General features: G+C 43.7%; 14 protein-coding genes, 4 pseudogenes and 1 riboswitch. Of the genes and pseudogenes, 13 read left to right on the forward strand and 5 right to left on the reverse strand.

What is annotated here, in order from left to right:
- The first annotated feature begins 132 nt into the window (after nt 1–132).
- The 3 genes and pseudogenes from rpoH (at nt 133) to glpG (ending at nt 2,538) form a co-directional block, all read left to right on the forward strand.
- Nucleotides 133–990, forward strand: a complete 858-nt coding sequence (rpoH, locus tag BLO31_RS03630) for an RNA polymerase sigma factor RpoH (protein WP_070962930.1) — start codon at nt 133–135, stop codon at nt 988–990.
- 386 nt (nt 991–1,376) lie between these two features.
- Complete coding sequence (glpE, locus tag BLO31_RS03635) at nt 1,377–1,697, forward strand: thiosulfate sulfurtransferase GlpE (RefSeq protein ID WP_070962931.1); 321 nt, start codon at nt 1,377–1,379, stop codon at nt 1,695–1,697.
- Nucleotides 1,698–1,699: 2 nt separating this feature from the next.
- Nucleotides 1,700–2,538: pseudogene (glpG, locus tag BLO31_RS03640) on the forward strand (rhomboid family intramembrane serine protease GlpG).
- 33 nt (nt 2,539–2,571) lie between these two features.
- Here glpG and BLO31_RS03645 read toward each other — a convergent pair.
- Nucleotides 2,572–2,979: a flagellar basal body-associated protein FliL gene (locus BLO31_RS03645; RefSeq protein ID WP_070962932.1), complete on the reverse strand. Its 408-nt coding sequence runs from the start codon at nt 2,977–2,979 to the stop codon at nt 2,572–2,574.
- A 164-nt stretch (nt 2,980–3,143) separates the two neighbouring features.
- Here BLO31_RS03645 and BLO31_RS03650 point away from each other — a divergent pair.
- Nucleotides 3,144–3,682 (forward strand): annotated as a pseudogene (locus BLO31_RS03650) (chorismate lyase).
- Nucleotides 3,683–4,537: a 4-hydroxybenzoate octaprenyltransferase gene (gene ubiA, locus BLO31_RS03655; protein WP_070962934.1), complete on the forward strand. Its 855-nt coding sequence runs from the start codon at nt 3,683–3,685 to the stop codon at nt 4,535–4,537.
- A gap of 67 nt (nt 4,538–4,604) precedes the next feature.
- On the opposite strand, the pseudogene plsB reads toward ubiA, so the two are convergent.
- A pseudogene (plsB, locus tag BLO31_RS03660) lies at nt 4,605–7,036 on the reverse strand (glycerol-3-phosphate 1-O-acyltransferase PlsB).
- Nucleotides 7,037–7,211: 175 nt separating this feature from the next.
- On the opposite strand from plsB, the gene BLO31_RS03665 reads away from it, so the two are divergent.
- The 3 genes from BLO31_RS03665 (at nt 7,212) to BLO31_RS03675 (ending at nt 9,201) form a co-directional block, all read left to right on the forward strand.
- Complete coding sequence (locus BLO31_RS03665) at nt 7,212–7,574, forward strand: diacylglycerol kinase (RefSeq protein ID WP_070962946.1); 363 nt, start codon at nt 7,212–7,214, stop codon at nt 7,572–7,574.
- 111 nt (nt 7,575–7,685) lie between these two features.
- Nucleotides 7,686–8,303, forward strand: a complete 618-nt coding sequence (lexA, locus tag BLO31_RS03670) for a transcriptional repressor LexA (RefSeq protein WP_070962935.1) — start codon at nt 7,686–7,688, stop codon at nt 8,301–8,303.
- Nucleotides 8,304–8,382: 79 nt separating this feature from the next.
- Nucleotides 8,383–9,201, forward strand: a complete 819-nt coding sequence (locus BLO31_RS03675) for a class I SAM-dependent methyltransferase (RefSeq protein ID WP_139158928.1) — start codon at nt 8,383–8,385, stop codon at nt 9,199–9,201.
- 44 nt (nt 9,202–9,245) lie between these two features.
- On the opposite strand, the gene sthA is transcribed toward BLO31_RS03675, so the two are convergent.
- Nucleotides 9,246–10,646 carry a Si-specific NAD(P)(+) transhydrogenase gene (sthA, locus tag BLO31_RS03680; protein WP_070962937.1) on the reverse strand — a complete coding sequence of 467 codons (1,401 nt, stop codon included), beginning with the start codon at nt 10,644–10,646 and terminating at the stop codon, nt 9,246–9,248.
- Nucleotides 10,647–10,922: 276 nt separating this feature from the next.
- On the opposite strand from sthA, the gene fabR reads away from it, so the two are divergent.
- Nucleotides 10,923–11,564: an HTH-type transcriptional repressor FabR gene (gene fabR, locus BLO31_RS03685; protein ID WP_070962938.1), complete on the forward strand. Its 642-nt coding sequence runs from the start codon at nt 10,923–10,925 to the stop codon at nt 11,562–11,564.
- Nucleotides 11,564–11,968, forward strand: a complete 405-nt coding sequence (locus BLO31_RS03690; protein WP_070962939.1) for a YijD family membrane protein — start codon at nt 11,564–11,566, stop codon at nt 11,966–11,968. Before fabR ends, BLO31_RS03690 begins: the two co-directional genes overlap by 1 nt.
- Nucleotides 11,969–12,012: 44 nt before the next feature.
- On the opposite strand, the pseudogene trmA reads toward BLO31_RS03690, so the two are convergent.
- Nucleotides 12,013–13,118: pseudogene (gene trmA / locus BLO31_RS03695) on the reverse strand (tRNA (uridine(54)-C5)-methyltransferase TrmA).
- A gap of 154 nt (nt 13,119–13,272) precedes the next feature.
- Nucleotides 13,273–13,471: riboswitch (cobalamin riboswitch) on the forward strand.
- A gap of 49 nt (nt 13,472–13,520) precedes the next feature.
- Here trmA and BLO31_RS03700 point away from each other — a divergent pair.
- Genes BLO31_RS03700 through murI form a run of 3 tightly spaced genes read left to right on the forward strand, consistent with a single transcriptional unit; the run spans nt 13,521 to nt 16,922 of the window.
- Entirely contained in the window at nt 13,521–15,344 is a 1,824-nt protein-coding gene (locus tag BLO31_RS03700; RefSeq protein WP_070962940.1) for a TonB-dependent receptor domain-containing protein, read from the forward strand.
- Between the two features lie 50 nt (nt 15,345–15,394).
- On the forward strand, nt 15,395–16,066 hold the full coding sequence (locus tag BLO31_RS03705; protein WP_070962941.1) for a Dph6-related ATP pyrophosphatase: 672 nt from the start codon (nt 15,395–15,397) through the stop codon (nt 16,064–16,066).
- A 52-nt stretch (nt 16,067–16,118) separates the two neighbouring features.
- The gene (gene murI, locus BLO31_RS03710; RefSeq protein ID WP_070962942.1) at nt 16,119–16,922 is read left to right on the forward strand and encodes a glutamate racemase; all 804 of its coding nucleotides are present in this window, start codon (nt 16,119–16,121) and stop codon (nt 16,920–16,922) included.
- On the opposite strand, the gene BLO31_RS03715 is transcribed toward murI, so the two are convergent.
- Nucleotides 16,851–17,312, reverse strand: coding sequence for an RNA recognition motif domain-containing protein (locus tag BLO31_RS03715; protein WP_070962943.1), 462 nt, complete (start codon nt 17,310–17,312; stop codon nt 16,851–16,853). The genes murI and BLO31_RS03715 overlap by 72 nt on opposite strands.
- Nucleotides 17,313–17,676 lie beyond the last annotated feature (364 nt).

A 17,676-nucleotide genomic window follows, 5' to 3' on the forward strand; every position in this document is an offset into this window, starting at 1 on the left:
CGTATACTTTTTTACTTGTAAGTCGAAAAAGTTTGTGGATAATGACTGATCCCTGCTTGAAACCTATGCAATTTGGGTTCAAGATTGATCGGCTAAAAAATAAAATCCAGATCAGAACTGATGAGGAATGGAATGGCAAACCAAGCATATCCAATGGCGGTTGTCACACAAGACAGTTTAGACAGCTATATTCGTTCAGTGAACAGCTACCCAATGCTGAGCGCTGAAGAAGAACGCGGGCTGGCTGAACGTCTTCATTACAATGGTGAAATTGAAGCAGCAAAAGGGCTGATTCTTTCTCATCTGCGTTTTGTAGTCCATGTGGCTAGAGGTTATTCCGGTTACGGGCTACCTATGGCTGACCTAATTCAAGAGGGCAATATTGGCCTCATGAAAGCAGTGAAACGCTTTAACCCAGAGGTTGGTGTTAGATTGGTTTCATTTGCTGTTCACTGGATCAAAGCCGAAATCCATGAGTACGTTTTAAGAAACTGGCGTATTGTAAAAATCGCGACAACCAAAGCGCAGCGTAAACTCTTCTTTAACTTGCGTAAGTCGAAGAAGCGCCTTGGCTGGTTTAACAATGGTGAAGTGGAAACCGTTGCAAAAGAATTGGGTGTAGAACCGTCAGAAGTACGTGAAATGGAGTCTCGCCTTGCTGCGCAGGACGCGGCATTTGAAATGCCAACGGATGATGACGATACAGGAGTTTCCTACTCTGCACCGATGTTTTACCTTGAAGACAAAGCATCAGATGTCGCAGAAAACCTAGAAGCTCAGAACTGGGAAGCGCACACGAACAACCGTTTGAGCATGGCTTTGTCCACTCTTGATGAGCGCAGTCAGCATATTGTCCGTTCTCGTTGGCTAGATGAAACTAAGGCTACCCTTCAGGAGCTGGCAGAAACTTATGGTGTTTCTGCGGAGCGTATTCGACAACTTGAAAAGAACGCGATGAAAAAGCTTAAGCTTGCTGTTGGCGACTTTTAAACGCTAATCCTCAATCAAATACTAAAAAACCGAGATCAAAATGATCTCGGTTTTTTTCGTTATAGGGATCAATCTGGTGCAATTTGCCTGTGGGTAACTCTGTGGGGAATTTCTTTGCCAGCTGTCAGAAATCACGTTGAAATAAGGGTTCATAGCCGATTCTTCTTTGGGGATAGTTGTTGATTTACACACAGATAGATCAAGATCATCACTACATATAGTGGATCAATTACAAATGAAATACTTTATCAACGCAATTCACAGATTTATCCACAGTTGATTAGGAGTTGATCAGAAGTGGATAACCCTAAAGTTAGCGAGTACTTGTTGCGCACTGGATAGGTTACAATGGTCAAAAAACAAGTAGCAATGAAGAGAAAGTAAAAATGGACCAGTTTAAACACATCGCAGTCGCCGATGCGCATCAAAAATTACAGGAAGAGAACACGCATTTAGTCGATATCCGCGATCCTCAATCTTTTGCTGTTGCTCACGCGACAGGCGCTAAGCACCTGACCAACGATACGATTGTGGCTTTTATGGAAGAAGCGGAGTTTGAAGACCCTATTTTCGTTATGTGCTACCACGGGATCAGTAGCCAAGGTGCCGCCCAATATCTGGTTAACCAAGGTTTTGAAACCGTATATAGTGTCGATGGTGGTTTTGAGGCTTGGCACCGAGCGGAGCTTCCTATTCAACAAGGATAACTATGCAGCGAATAACCAGCCTGAACAACCCTCGGTTGGCACAAGCTTTTATTGACTATATGGCTTGTCGAGGTATTGAAATACAAATGATGCCCGAAGGGGAGGGGATGTTCGCATTGTGGCTTTTTGACCCTCAACACGAAGTTGAAGTCCTGGCCGAGCTTGAGCAATTTTTGTCGGATCCAATGGCAGCCAAATACCGCAGTGCTTCGTGGGAAATGGCTGAGACTCGACCTAAAGTGTTCAATTATGGTTCTACTAATTGGTGGGCTTTGATATCTGAGAAAGCGGGTTTACTAACCTGACTGTTATGGGGCTATGCATTGTTGTGTTTGCATTGTTGCAGTTAGGTGTGCAGTCAGAAGTTTTTGCCACTCTTCACTTTCCCGCACACGCTAGTCAACAATGGCAATTGTGGCGTTGGTTTACCCATGCCTTCCTTCACTTTTCAGTCATACATATTGCCTTTAATGTACTGTGGTGGTGGCAATTAGGCGGTGATGTAGAGAAAAAGCTAGGGGCAGGTAAGCTTTTATCACTGTTTCTCTTTTCGGCTGCAACCTCTGGTTTGGGTCAATACTGGGTAGAAGGTGCCAACTTTGGCGGCCTTTCCGGCGTGGTTTATGCTCTTGTCGGATATCTTTGGATGCTTGGCTACTACGCACCAAAGCTCGGCCTAGGTTTATCTAAACCTATCGTCGGATTTATGTTGGTTTGGTTGGTGTTGGGTTTTGTTCAACCTTTTATGGCCATTGCTAATACAGCTCATCTAGTTGGCTTACTTTGTGGCGTCGCAATGGGGCTATTGGATGCAAACAAGTTCAATAAAAAAGCAGCCTGATGCTGCTTTTTCTTACCTGGTCGTTTTACTTTTTTACTGATACAAGTACTTGGTAAACAATAGGTCGGCAATAACGGTTTTTCCTGTTTCAGGTAACAGCGTCGAGTTTAGCTGTTCTACCAAAACTTTTCGCAAGTCTTCCCTACCGGCAAGGGAGGTGATGGTATCTTCTGATTGTTTCCCCAAAAGCTCGATGACCGCGTCTCGGATGAGAGGCTGGTGTAACTCAATAATCGATAGGTCTTTGTCGCTGGCAACCATAATGTCGATACGGACTTGGATATAGCCAAGCTTTTTGCCTTTGGTATAGAAGTTGGTAGTAAGATCTGGCTCCAGCGTGAAGTAAGCAAGCTGAGGGCCAGTCTCTTCTTCTGCAAAAACTGACGTGCTTAGCAAGATGCTCAGGATGGTAATTATTTGGACTAGGTAACGTTTAAACATATTTCTGTCTTTTCTTTCTTTTAATCGCGATATTCGAATCGCCTCAGTCTTGTTACAATAGAGCATCTATATGTAATAAAAATGCTTTCAGCATATTAACACGGCTTTTAGGCCAGAGTCGTTGCTCTATTTTACGACGATACGGCTTTTTATTGAATACTAGTATGAATGATTCAACTTCGCTTTATTTATCTGCTTTACGAAAAATTAATTGGCAAGAGCCTGATAAGTTTAGCTTTCTCTCAGAATATGCCAAAGGGTGGTTATTAGAACAGGGCTCGTTATCACGTTTATTGAGTGCAAACTGCCAAAAGCTTACAGTCGATCTTTTACACAATCGCACGGTAAAAGCAGAGAGGCTAAACAAAGCTGAAATAGCATTATTGAGTGAAGAGTCTTGTTTACTGAGAAAAGTGGTACTAAAAGGGGATGACACTCCTTGGGTATTAGGACGAACACTCATACCCAAGTCATCTTTATCAGGTCAATCCTTTGATTTGACACAACAGGGGAATATACCTTTGGGGTTAACGGTATTTAGCACCGAGAATGTAGAGCGTGATGCGCTACAAGTAGGGGTGGTTGAAACACCTGATGGCTATTTGCTTGCACGTCGCTCTCGTCTTTGGATGAATAACAAACCGATGTTAGTCGCTGAACTTTTTTTGCCGCTTCGCCGATTTATTCGAAGGAGTGCCGTTAGATGTCTTTGGCAAAAGTAGAAGCGTTTTGGCAATTAACTCGAATGAATAAACCTATTGGCTGGCTGTTACTCCTTTGGCCAACGCTTTGGGCCTTGTTATTGGCTGCCCAAGGGATCCCAGATCTTAAAGTTACCTTGGTGTTTATCGCTGGCGTAATACTCATGCGCTCGGCAGGCTGCGTAATTAATGACTTTGCGGATCGCAAAGTAGATGGGCATGTAAAGCGCACCAATCAAAGGCCTATCCCTTCTGGTAGGGTGACACCAAAAGAAGCCATTGCTCTGTTTCTGATTTTGGCGGTGGTTTCATTTGCTTTGGTGTTGAGTATGAACACACTGACTGTCCAGCTCTCTTTAGTGGGGATAGTGTTGGCCTTTATCTATCCATTTATGAAGCGATTTACGCACTTACCTCAGCTGTTTTTGGGCTTGGCGTTTAGCTGGTCGATTCCAATGGCTTGGGCTGCTCAAGCAAATGAACTCGCATCAGCGGTGTGGTTTGTTTTTGTGATTAACGTTCTTTGGACAATCGCTTATGACACCATGTATGCCATGGTCGATAGGGACGACGATTTAAAAGTTGGCGTAAAATCCACGGCGATACTGTTTGGCAGAAATGACAAACTGATTATTGGTCTACTGCAATTTGTCACCTTGGCTATGTTTATAGGTTTAGGGCAATGGTATCAACTTGGAGCGGCTTTTTACTGGAGTGTTCTTGTCGCCGCAGCACTGTTTGTCTTTCAGCAACATTTAATCCGTCATCGCGAACGGCCGAACTGCTTTCAGGCTTTCCTTAACAACAACTATGTGGGGATGGCGATTACCCTTGGGTTGTTTATTACTTATTGGTAAACAGTTTGTTGGTAGACGTACACGTATAAAAAAGGCATCCAATTGGATGCCTTTTTGTAATTAACATTTATTCTGACTCGCTGCTCTGACAGATACTCTCTTGGATGGTGAGTTTTATTTCTGGATGCAACAACTCAAATAACAAATCGGCGAGGCACTGTGTTTTCTCATGATGAACATTACCGTCTTGGTCCAGATATCCTTGCTGCTTCAAAGTAGCAAACATGGCTGAGAATACGCCTTTATCGAAAAACTCAGGCGCATTGATGCCGTGCAGTCGACCGAGGCGCTGAGCTATGTCTTGACTTCGCTGTTCAACATCAGTTTTTCCCAACTCGGGGTATTCGGCGAGTAGGTTGAGGGCAATCGAATAACGCTGCAGTGTTTCAGCGATGGTTCTGCCTAACAACATGAGAGTTTGAGTGTTGGTTTGCTTAATACTGACCACATCGCCGTTTAGCTCAATCAGTTCCTGTTCCGCTAATTCACTGATATAGCTATCGACTCGATCGGTTAAGCTATCTTGTTCAATACTCAAGAAAAGCTCTCGCTGTAAGAACGGGTAAATCAACGCTGCTTTTTGTTGGAGCTCATCACGAGTAAGAGATTGATGGCGAATTAACATTTGAGCGATCAATGAAGCAAAGCCAACAAATGAATAATATTGTTGCGATAATAAGTCATCAATATTGATTGGTTGCGATCCAGTGAAACCACTTCACCCATTGAATCTGATTCGATGACAAACTTATCAAGTGAAATAGCATGTTCGACGAGTTGCTCCGCACTCTGAGTAGGACAGGTATAGGTCTCTGAGTATGGGACATTACGCAAGAGTTTAAGGTAACACTCTATTTGGCCAATCAGGTTATCTTTGGAAAGAGCCCGCTGCCGAGATGCCAGCAATGCTGTCGCTGACAAAGTTAACGCATTGGCCGCCGCCGCATCGTTAATGTGAGTCATCATCTTGCTCGCTAACTCATTGACGACTGGATTCAACCATTGCGGTTTGCTTGTCCCCATTGGGTCGATATCTTGTGTCCATTCCGGTGCTTTTTCATTTAAGAAATGATTAAGAGGAATGGGTTCACCAAAGTTTACATAGCCTTGACCGAAGTTGCGGAGCTTGCGAATGGTGCGAAGTACAAGACTGGCGTTTTCTTTCTCTTTTCGCTTGCCACGCAGCTCTTTGGCATATGTTCCCACTTCCATTACGTGTTCATAGCCTATGTATACAGGCACTAAGGTGACGGGGCGATTTAATCCGCGCAGCATGGCTTGAATGGTCATAGCCAACATGCCGGTTTTGGCCTGAAGTAATCGACCAGTACGCGAACGCCCACCTTCGCTGAAGTATTCAACAGAATAGCCTTTTGCGAAAAGTTCTGCCAAATACTCGCGGAATATGGTCGAGTAGAGTTTATTACCTTTAAAGCTACGACGAATAAAGAAGGCACCACCACGTCTAAAGATTGGCCCTGCAGGGAAAAAGTTTAGATTAATACCCGCGGCGATATGCGGCGGTACCATTCCTTCGTGATAGAGAACATAAGAGAGTAACAAATAGTCCATGTGGCTGCGGTGGCATGGGACATAAACAATCTCGTGACCATCTTGAGCAAGCTTGCGAACGACGGCTGCGTTGTTGATGTTCAAGCCTTGATAGATGCGATTCCACAACCAACCCAATACGCGATCACCACTCTTAATTAAAGAGTAAGAAAAATCAGCGGCCACCTCGTCCATAATGGCATGAGCTTCTTTACGTGCTTTTTCGATAGAAATATTTTTACTGCTCGATTCGTCAGCAATCGCTTTTTCGATCGCCTTTGACTTCATTAGTCGAGAAAACAGTACTTCGCGGTTGGGTAAATCTGGACCAGAGGCCGCAAGCTTTTGGCGGGAAAAATGGATGCGAGCAACTCGCGCGAGTTTATGCGCAATAGTGGAGTCCGTTCCGTGAGAGTCCGCCATATATCTCAATGACACAACAGGACTTACTCTGACAAGACAATCGCGGCCCGATAGCAAAAGCGATTTTAACTTTTGGGGACCATTCATTGCTTGCAGATAAGGCTTGTGACGCTCTTCTTTACCGGGCTTACGTCCCCAAAGCACGGTTGTAGGAATGACTTGAACGTCTAACTCTGAATCTAGATTGTGCAGGTGAAGTAGCTCTGAGAAGAGAGCGATAGACTCGCTTGGCGCATCGGAATCGTTTTCCATAATGGTTGCACGCGAAGAAGTAAAGACAAAGCGATTGAAGCTTTTTCCATTGATCTCGACTGGCTCAAGTGGGTCTGGTAAACCCGCCTTGATTACTTGTTTTTGCAGAGTAATTAGATCAACATTTGAGCGAAACGGCAGTGCGTAAATAATAGGCTTTTTTACATCGATGCCGTGGTCGTCAATTGGGTTGGTGGGAATGGTTGTTCCTTTTACCAATACCGACATCGGCAGTTTAAATAGTGAGTGTAAAAGCGATTGTCCAGAAGACATAAGGTTCTTAGCCTCAATTAGAGTATTGCGCCTTACGTCAAAATCGATGACGAAAGGCAGAAATTTTCAGCCAGCAAGCATAGCAGAAACTGGTCTAACCTTTTACTGATTATTGCACACGAAAACGTCAATTTATCGCGAATTGATTCACTCAAAGAATAAAATGGATAGGACTGTGTCACAAAAAACAACACATGGAATCAAACGAATAAAGAAAGCTACACGTTACTCTCTGCAAGGTTTAAAGGTCGCGTTTAAAACAGAGCCGGCCTTTAAAGAAGAAGTGTTGGTAGGCATTTTGATGATTTTTATCGCACTGCTGCTTGAGGTTACGTCGATCGAGAGAAGTCTTCTGATTGGCAGTGTGGTACTGGTGTGGATGATAGAGTTAGTGAACAGTGCCATCGAAGCGGTTGTCGACCGAGTTAGCAAAGCGCACCACCCATTGTCTGGTAGGGCAAAAGATATGGGCTCGGCAGCAGTGATGTTGGCGATTTTTCTATGTGGATATATTTGGATCGAGATCGTCTTCATCTAGGGTTGATAAGAGCAAAAATAGGTAAGTAGTTAAAAATCCATCGATAGTCTTTTCAATTACATACTTACTGTATATACTACCAGTTAACTGTATAAAAAGACAGGTGACTCTATGAAGCCGTTGACGCCACGCCAACAACAAGTATTTGATCTCATCAAGAGCAAAATTGATGATACCGGAATGCCACCTACCCGTGCTGAAATTGCACGTGAACTTGGCTTTCGTTCTGCTAATGCCGCTGAGGAACACTTAAAAGCACTAGCTCGTAAACAAGCCATTGAAATTATTCCAGGTGCTTCTCGCGGGATCCGCATTCTTCTTGATGCGGCGAATGATGAGGAAGGCTTGCCGTTAATCGGTCAGGTCGCGGCAGGTGAGCCTATTTTGGCTCAGGAGCATGTAGAAACGCACTATCAAGTCGACCCTTCTATGTTCAAACCACAAGCGGACTTTTTGCTTCGTGTAAATGGTGAGAGTATGAAAGATATCGGTATTATGGATGGCGATCTACTTGCGGTGCACAAGACTCAAGATGTACGTGATGGGCAAGTGGTCGTTGCACGTGTTGACGACGATGTAACAGTGAAACGCCTTGAACGCAAAGGGGCAACAGTGCTTCTGCATGCTGAAAATGAAGAGTTTGAGCCGATCAAAGTTGACCTTACTTGTCAGCACTTAAGTATCGAAGGACTTGCGGTTGGTATTATCCGCAATACTGATTGGATGTAAGAACTTTACCTCAATTGATCCTATGACTTGTCAATCTAAGTGATATTCATTATCATCTTTGTTCTGTATTAGAAGGAAGATGATAATGGCCACTTCACCGAAGGTTTTATCGAGTCGCTACCAGATTCCAGCTAACTTATTGAAACCTCTCTGGTATCGAAGCCGCGAGAGTTTAGTCGATGGGGGGCTGGTTTATGACCCTATTGCCGCTCGCGCTTGTCAACAATGCCAATTGGCACCGGAATGCTTATCTGGGGATACCGACCAGAAGCAGCTTTTGCATGCCACCCTAACTCGCTTATGCGACCAGCAAGTTAATAAGTTCATTGAACGTTATCCCGATGGATGGATAATTAACGTTGGTGCTGGGTTAGACACGCGTTTTTATCGAGTAGACAATGGTCGCTGCCATTGGCTTGAACTCGATATCACGGAAAACTTACTTTGGCGTGAAAAGCTTTTCCACAAAAGTGAACGCTATCTGCACCGATGCGGCAGTGTGATGGATTTGTCGTGGTTAGACAGCCTTCCAATCAGCGAGCATACGCCGGTACTCATAGTATGTGAGTATGCATTACTCGATTGTGAAGAAAAAGAGGTCGCCCATTTTATTCAGGCTTTAGGACGTCACTTTGTCTCTGCTAGTGCTTGTATGGTACTTGCTGGCGATCTTGCTAACAGCAAACTTGGTCAGAAGCTGGGTGCAGGTGAATATGCTCATGGATATGACGATCCTGGCAGCGCAGTGCTTCACTATTTACCGTGGACCAAATGGGCCAAGACATTTTCACCCCTTGATCGAAACTGTGGGCGTTGGAAGCTTTGGCAACGTTGGCTTAGAAGATTTCCAAAGGTTAAATCTCGCTTAACTCCGGTTCTTGTTCAGATCCGTTGGTAAAAACTAAGCCGCACTAGGCGGCTTATAGATATCAGCTCTGAGCGTTAAAATAATCGATTCAGTCCATTTAAAGCGGCAACTCGATACGCTTCTGCCATTGTTGGGTAGTTGAACGTAGTGTTGACGAAATACTCAATGGTATTTGCCTCTCCTTTTTGTTCCATAATCGCCTGACCGATGTGGATAATTTCTGCTGCACGTTCACCAAAGCAGTGAATACCCAAAATCTCTTTCGTTTCGCGATGGAATAAAATCTTCAAACTGCCGATGTCTTTGCCCGCGATTTGCGCTCGGGCTAAGTGTTTAAAAGAAGAGCGACCGACCTCGTAAGGGACTTTCGCCGCTGTCAGCTCTTGTTCGGTTTTACCTACGGAGCTAATTTCCGGAATCGTGTAAATACCAGTCGGAATATCTTCTATTAGATGGTTTTGAGCCTGTCCTTGGGTGATAGCTTGTGCAACAAATCGACCTTGGTCGTAAGCAGCACTGGCTAGGCTAGGATAGCCAATGACATCACCGACCGCGTAGACGTGTTCAATATCGGTTTGATAGTTTGTGTTCACTTTTAACTGACCGCGAGAGTCAGCTTGCAGACCAACAGCCTCAAGTTTTAGCGCATCTGTATTACCCGTTCGGCCATTGGCGTATAGCAGGCAATCGGCTTTCATCTTCTTACCAGATTGAAGGTGGATAATAACGCCTTCTTCAGTACTTTCGATTTTTTCATAGGTTTCGTCATTTCTAATGACAACACCACTGTTCCAAAAGTGATAAGAAAGGGCATCGGATACTTCGTTATCAAGGAATGCCAATAGACGATCACGAGTATTGATCAGATCGGTTTTCACACCAAGACCTCGGAATATTGAAGCGTACTCACAGCCGATAACTCCTGCACCATAAATGATAATGTGGCGAGGATCGTGCGCCAAACTGAGGATAGAATCGCTGTCGTATATGCGCTCGTCATTAAAATTGACATCGGCAGGGCGGTATGGCCGAGATCCGGTCGCTATCACAAACTTGTCTGCAGTATAGATATCTACCGTACCGTCTTGTTGAGTGACGCCAACGGTATGGGCATCAATAAAGTGAGCAGTGCCAAACAACAACTCGCACTCGTTTCGGTCGTAAAAACCCTGTCTCAAGCGAGTTTGCTTATCAATGACGGTTTTTGCGTGGCCAAGAATGTTGGAAAAAGTGGAGTGGAGGCTAGTATTATTCTTGCAGAATAGAGGGTTGTTATTGAACTCAATGATACGGCTGACCGCATGACGTAAAGCTTTTGACGGTATAGTTCCCCAATGGGTACAACCACCACCGACACTGCTTTCCTTTTCAATAATGGCTACATTCAGTCCCGCTTTGGTCAATCCCATCGCTGCCCCTTCTCCGCCGGGGCCACTACCTATTACGATGACATCAAAGTGGTTGTTTTGGGCCATAGGTATTTTCCTTGTTATATTGCTTTAACATTGCTTTAGCGAGATTTTAACGCATTTATCCACAGGGTAAACGTAAACTGCTGTAGACAGTCGACGTGATCACGCAGAATGTATCGAACTGTGGTGATGTGACGTTAAATGTCTCCAAACCAAACGATACCGTTTGCAAAATTTAACGTAGACGTTTTAATGTCCGGACCATAGGTTAACGCTTATCTCAAATATGAAATCGGGTTATATTAAGCGTACACCAAAATCTGAAACAGAAATCGTTGTATGAAGTCCATGGGAATTCGAGCACAGCAAAAAGAAAAGACTCGACGTTCATTAATTGATGCCGCATTCAGTCAACTGAGTGCGGATCGTAGTTTCTCTAATCTGAGTTTACGTGAAGTTGCGAGAGAAGCGGGAATCGCGCCTACTTCGTTTTATCGACACTTTAAAGATATGGATGAACTAGGATTAACTATGGTTGATGAAGGAGGTTTACTGCTTCGTCAATTGATGCGTCAAGCTCGTCAGAGAATCGTGAAGGAAGGCAGCGTGATTCGCACCTCTGTCGAGACTTTTATGGAGTTCATTGAAAGTAGTCCTAACGTTTTTCGCTTATTATTGCGCGAACGTTCAGGTACCTCTTTTGAATTTCGAGCTGCGGTTGCCAGAGAAATACAACACTTTGTGGCAGAGTTGACAGAATATCTTATGTCTACTGGAGTCAGCCGAGATGAAGCTTATATTCAAGCAGAAGCGTCGGTGACTTTGGTGTTTAGCTCTGGAGCGGAAGCGTTAGATTTAGAAAGACGTGAACGCGATGAGCTGGCCGAGAGATTAATAATGCAGTTACGGATGATCGCCAAAGGGGCATATTGGTACCGTAAAGAACGTGAACGGAATCGATTAAAAGGTGGAATTGATTAATGTCGAACGAAAATAATACCCTACATACTGGTTCTGAGAAAAAAACGCTGATACTGGCGCTTATTGCCGGTATGTGTAGTGACTCTCTTCTCTCTTGGATTACGATGAGTGAAGTCTCTTTCTCTATTTTTCCAGTGATAGCTCTTGTATTGGCGGTTCAGTCCTTGTACCAGGAGTACCTAAAAAATCCGGTATCAGAAGATATCCCATTGATTGGCTTAGCGTGCTTCTTTGTTGGAGCATTAGGTCACTCAGCATTTCTGAAAGCACAGTACCCCGAGTCTGGGTCCAGTATTTTTGCCATCATTGTATCGCTATTGTTGATGCTGTGGGTGGGTAAAAAATTGGGCTACTTTACTAAGGCGAGTGCAGAGCAGAGTAAAACAGAAGAATCCGCAGAATAAAAAAACGAGCCGAATGGCTCGTTTTCTTTATCTCGTATTGAGGCTTATTTCCTTTCCAGTAATACACCGGCTTCCATGTGGTGGGTATAAGGGAACTGGTCAAAGAGTGCAAATCTAGTGATATTGTGAGTTTTGCCTAAAATATCGAGGTTGCTCTTCAGTGTTTCTGGGTTGCAGGAAATATAAAGAATGCGTTCATAACCTTGCACCATGCGGCACGTATCATCATCCATACCTGCGCGAGGTGGATCGACAAAGATGGTGTTGCAGTTATAACTCGTTAAATCAACACCAGCATCTTTTAGGCGTCTAAACTCTCGCTTCCCTTCCATTGCTTGGGTAAATTCTTCTGCTGACATACGGATGATTTGCACATTGTCGATATTGTTCGCCGCAATATTGTATTGGGCAGAATCTACTGATGGTTGGCGAGCTCAGTAGCCAATACACGGTTAAAGTTCTGCGCCAACGCCAAAGAGAAATTACCGTTGCCGCAGTAGAGCTCCAGAAGATCACCTTCGCTGTCTTGGGTACAATCAATAGCCCATTCAAGCATCTTCTCCGCTACTTTACCGTTTGGTTGCGTGAAGCTGTTTTCGACTTGCTGATAGAGATAACTCTGACCATTCACATCTAGCTTTTCAATCACGTAATCACGGTCGAGGACAATTTTCATCTTTCGCGCACGACCAATGATATTAAGGTTAAAACCCTCATCGTTGAGGCGTTGTTTAAGTAGCTTTGCCTGCTTTGTCCATTCTTCGTCTAACTGGCGGTGATACAAAAGGGAAACTAGGATCTCACCGCTTAGGGTAGACAAGAAGTCGACTTGGAACAGTTTTCTTCGCAGAGAATCGTTGCCTTTTACCGCTTCTACCAAGAGTGGCATCAAGTCATTGATTAAACGGCTAGCGGCGGGGAATTGATCAACGCGATATTTTTCACGAGTCTCTTGGTTGAACATGATGTAGAAAAGATCTTCGCCTTCATGCCACACGCGAAATTCAGCACGCATTCGATAGTGTTGCTCTTGGGATTCGAATACTTCCAGTTCAGGTGCTTGGTAGTCTGAAAACATATCGGTCAGACGAGAGACTTTCTCTTGCAACTGAGCTTGGTACTGCTGAGGGTTTACATCTAGCGTGGCCATTTAATTACCTTTTGTGATGCTGGAACGAAACAAGGAGCGCAGATTTTATTCAATCCTCCCCACATGTCCACCCCTGTGCTGCGATTTAGCGTTTAAGTCACTATAAAAATATAGCTTATACGAATTCTTACTAGACAATTTATCAATAGCCTCATAGTATTGCGGCCAAGCTGGTGCCATTTAGATGTATAGATGGCTGAAAAGGGAATCTGGTGAGACTCCAGAACTGACGCGCAGCGGTAAAAGAGAACGAACACTCAATGGACACTGTTGGAAACAATGGGAAGTCGAGTAATAGGTGGAGCTAAGCTCCTTGCTCTTGAGTCCGAATACCTGCCAGCCACTGAACGAAACGCTAATGCGCGTGTTCAGTAGGATTAACGCGATTTAGGATATTAAAAAATGAGAAAGTCTTTTCTAGCAGTGGCGGTGACGGCATCGCTCCTTCCTTATGCATCTATTGCACACGCTCAACAAGCCGCAACAGAAACGGAAACCGTCGTAGTAACGGCTAACCGTTTTGAGCAACCTCTTAGTGAGGTAATTGCTTCAACAACAGTGATTTCTAAGCAGGATATTGAAGCCTCTCAGGCGAAATCCATTCTTGATGTTTTAAAGTCGGCTCCCGGAGTCGAAGTGGCACAAAATGGTGGCCGAGGCCACAATGCTTCCGTATTCCTTAGAGGAACCAATAGTGACCAAACGCTATTTCTTGTCGATGGTGTCCGAATAGAAACGGCGGCTGGTGGAAGTGCGTTTAACCACGTACCTCTAAATCTCATTGAAAGAATTGAAGTTATTCGTGGTCCAGGTGCCGCACTTTACGGCTCCGATGCCATTGGTGGTGTGATAAACATTATTACTATTTCATCGGAAAGTGTAGATGAATCATCAGTTTCATTGGGGGCGGGTTCTGAGCAGTTTAGAGAAGGGAACTTTAGTTTCCAAACAACAGGTGATAATGGTAGCGTTTTCTCATTTGCTGGCGGATATGAAGAGACCGAAGGTTACGATATTAGAAGACCTGCGACAGGTATGAACTTTGGTAACGAGAACCAAAATATACACTTGTCATTCCGTAAACCGCTAAATAATGATTTTTATAGCTTGGTCTCTTTGCGCTGGTTCGATAACCTCGTTGAGTATAGTCGCTCAGGAAAAAGTCTTGGTGGAGATGAGAACCTTAGTTTAACAGGTGAAGCTGGCTATAACGGTGACTCGCTTAGCTCAATTTTTCGACTGAACTATCAATCCATCGAAAATATCAATTATGCAGAAAGTCAGGGTAAAAACTCACCTAGTACCAAAAAAGATATCGATTTTTACAATGCTCAGTTTCTAAACTTATACAAAGTCAACGAGACGTTCTCTGTTGGTGGTGGTGTTGACTTTAGGAAAGAAGAGTTGAAAGACGGTGCAATTGGTTGGGGGACAGGCAAGTTAGCGGGTAAATCTCGTGATACTTTTGGTTTATATACGTCACTTGATGCTGCTTTTGATAGCTTGCGTTTGAACGCTAGCATCCGGAACGATAAACACGACGAGTATGATGACTATACAACGTGGTCTGTTGGTGGTTTGTACCACGTGAATGACAACCATCAATTGCACGCGAGCATTGGCACATCATTTAAGGCTCCAAGCTATAGTGATTTGACTGATAATCCAGATTTACAACCAGAAGAAGCAGATAGCAAAGAGATAGGTTTTTCTGCTCAATATAATTGGTTTGATATTGAAGTGACTGGTTATGACAATCAAGTCGATAACTTGATTATTTGGTTTGAAGGAACGCCTCGCTGGTATACGCGTAACGTAGATGCTGAAATTAGAGGGGTAGAAATTGCGTTAGATTTCTCTACTTCATTTATTGATCATACAGTTATCGCGGAGTTTAAAGATCACAAAGACTCAAATGGTAATAAGCTGGCCAAGCGCGCTGATGAAAATTTCAAATGGTTGGCAAGTGCGTCTTATGAAAATTTTGATTTCAATTTGAACTTCACGTACCTCGGTGAACGCTTAGGTAACCCTAACGAAACTTATGTCGCTGACAATATTTTACCTTCAGTAAGCCTTTGGGATTTCGCGCTTGGTTACTGGGTTACGCCAGAGTTTGTTGTTCGTGGCCGAGTTGAAAACTTAACAGACGAAAATTATGAGACGGCTAAAACCTATACTGCACCTAGCCGACGTTATTATCTAAACCTAACTTACCAGTTCTAAACCTCAAAACCGCCTTCGGGCGGTTTTTCAGTATATGTAGTGAAGAAAATATGAAAAAACGAGTCATCATAAGCTGGTCTAGTGGTAAAGATTCGACACTGACCTTAGAAAGGTTAATGGAAAGCAACGATTATGAAGTTATTGGACTCTACACCACATACGTTTCAGATGAAGTGCCTTTTCAAGCCACGCCTCTGCCAGTATTAGATATGCAAGCAGAGTTATTGGGATTGCCCCTTATCAAAATCGAACTGCCCCAATCCTTTCCAAGTAACGAAGTTTACCAATCAAGTATTATTAATGCATTAAAGCAGAGCCGTTTAGAAATAGAAGCCGTGGCGTTTGGCGATATGTTTTGTAACGGAATTGAAGAGTACCGACGCAGCTTCATTGAACCTCAAGGTTGGGAATGCGTATTTCCACTGTTGGGAGAGTCGAGCCAGTCGTTAAGCGAGGAGATAATAGAAAGGCAGATTAAAACCTTGGTGGTGACGACCGACGGACACTCCTTAGCACCAAGCTACTGTGGCAAATGGTATAACAATAACTATCTCGCTTCACTACCTTCGGACATTGATCCTTGTGGAGAAAATGGAGAGTTTCATACCTTGGTTTGCGAGACTCGAAGTTACTCAGCAAAAATAGAGTTAGCGCTTACCAGTCAAGAAACAGGAGAGAGGTTTACACACCAAAGATACACCGCGAAGATATTGCCAAAATAAAATCAAAGAGTATGATTTGCCCAGATTCCATTGGGGTATAGCAAGCTAGAAAATGACAAGAGTGTTAATCTTTGATTCAGGAGTTGGTGGCTTTTCTGTTTTTCAAGAGATAGAGAAACGTCTGCCATCGATTGATTACTTCTACATCTTCGACAATAAAGCCTACCCATATGGGGAACTCGCGCACGATACATTACTAGCGCGAGTGAACAGTATTGTTACTCAAATGGTAGAGCGGCATCAGATAGACTTGGTTGTTATAGCTTGTAATACAGCAAGTACCGTCGTGTTACCAACATTGCGGAAAAACCTATCTATTCCGGTGGTAGGTGTGGTACCGGCAATCAAACCCGCTTCCAGCATTTCTAGCCAAGCGGTAGGGTTAATAGCAACACCAGCAACAATCACCCGAGAATATACCCAAGAACTGATACGCAACTTCTCAAAGAGTAAACCAGTAGAAATGTTGGGCTCAACGCGTTTAGTCGATATAGCAGAAGATAAGTTGCGCGGGAAAACCGTGTGCCTAACAGAACTCAGCACCATACTGACACCAATTAAAGGTAAAGTAGATGTCGCGGTACTGGGCTGTACGCATTTTCCACTGATTAGAGAAGAGATCGGAGAAATCCTTGGTTCCAAGGTGCAGCTGGTGGACTCAGGAGAAGCGATAGCAAGAAGAGTAGAGTCGCTGGTTAACTCGGTAGTGCCAACCAAACTAGGAAAAAGAGAAGTATTTGCTACATTAAGGCCAAAAGAAGAAAGCGCCCTAAATAGAGCGCTTTCAGTAATGAACTTTAATCCTATTCAGTCTTTCAGACGGAGATTTAGGATCGTTAGCAACGCGAACTTTTAGCGTTCTTTGCATGTAGTCCTTTTCATTTAGTCCATTTATGGCTGCTTTTACATCGCTGGCAGCAACGACAACAAAGCCAAAACCACGACGCTTGCCGGTACGCTTATCTTTCATTAAGCGAACAGCAAAGACTTCCGCGTGTTTACCAAATAACTCCTTAACGTGGGTTTCATTAGCTTTATATGGCAGGTTACCAACATACAAGGTTTTGGTTGCCACTTGGCTCGATGGATTAGTAAGTGGCGCTTTGCTTGAAAAATGGAACGCAAAGGATGCAGCAACAACACCAATAACGAAAGCAACAGCCGGAGAAATGGCAAGCTGCGAGAATATCGCTCCGCCTACAGCGGCGATGGCGACAGTTATAAAAATCAGTTTGTTTGAACTCATATTGCAATACAACTTTTTAGGTCGAAAAAGAATGTGTCTGGTATTAACAAAATAGACACACGGATCTTACGTATAAGCATGTTTATTTTCCAACGTATTGATGTGACATGACTCAAATGTTGAAATTTTATTCTAATTTTAGCGATTTGATTCCTTTTTGAACAAACAGAATTTTTTATTAAAAAAACGCTTGTCATCCATAGTCAGGTCTCTATAATGCCGCCTCACCGACACGGAGTGAGAGTTAACTCACAAAGTGTTAGGGTTGTAGAGTAAGAAAAGTATGAATTACTACTTGACTCTTAAACTACAAGGCGTATGATACGCACCCCTGGCGGCTAAGTAAAATCAGACGTCAAAAGCT

This window comes from Vibrio sonorensis, from assembly GCF_001854765.1.
Lineage (GTDB): Bacteria > Pseudomonadota > Gammaproteobacteria > Enterobacterales > Vibrionaceae > Vibrio > Vibrio sonorensis.

Excerpts from the sequence above, each read along its gene's own strand:
- rpoH (WP_070962930.1), top strand. The coding sequence starts at position 133 with ATGGCAAACCAAGCATATCCAATGGCGGTTGTCACACAAGACAGTTTA.
- glpE (WP_070962931.1), top strand. The coding sequence starts at position 1,377 with ATGGACCAGTTTAAACACATCGCAGTCGCCGATGCGCATCAAAAATTA.
- BLO31_RS03645 (WP_070962932.1), bottom strand. The coding sequence starts at position 2,979 with ATGTTTAAACGTTACCTAGTCCAAATAATTACCATCCTGAGCATCTTG.
- ubiA (WP_070962934.1), top strand. The coding sequence starts at position 3,683 with ATGTCTTTGGCAAAAGTAGAAGCGTTTTGGCAATTAACTCGAATGAAT.
- lexA (WP_070962935.1), top strand. The coding sequence starts at position 7,686 with ATGAAGCCGTTGACGCCACGCCAACAACAAGTATTTGATCTCATCAAG.
- BLO31_RS03675 (WP_139158928.1), top strand. The coding sequence starts at position 8,383 with ATGATAATGGCCACTTCACCGAAGGTTTTATCGAGTCGCTACCAGATT.
- sthA (WP_070962937.1), bottom strand. The coding sequence starts at position 10,646 with ATGGCCCAAAACAACCACTTTGATGTCATCGTAATAGGTAGTGGCCCC.
- fabR (WP_070962938.1), top strand. The coding sequence starts at position 10,923 with ATGAAGTCCATGGGAATTCGAGCACAGCAAAAAGAAAAGACTCGACGT.
- BLO31_RS03690 (WP_070962939.1), top strand. The coding sequence starts at position 11,564 with ATGTCGAACGAAAATAATACCCTACATACTGGTTCTGAGAAAAAAACG.
- BLO31_RS03700 (WP_070962940.1), top strand. The coding sequence starts at position 13,521 with ATGAGAAAGTCTTTTCTAGCAGTGGCGGTGACGGCATCGCTCCTTCCT.
- BLO31_RS03705 (WP_070962941.1), top strand. The coding sequence starts at position 15,395 with ATGAAAAAACGAGTCATCATAAGCTGGTCTAGTGGTAAAGATTCGACA.
- murI (WP_070962942.1), top strand. The coding sequence starts at position 16,119 with ATGACAAGAGTGTTAATCTTTGATTCAGGAGTTGGTGGCTTTTCTGTT.
- BLO31_RS03715 (WP_070962943.1), bottom strand. The coding sequence starts at position 17,312 with ATGAGTTCAAACAAACTGATTTTTATAACTGTCGCCATCGCCGCTGTA.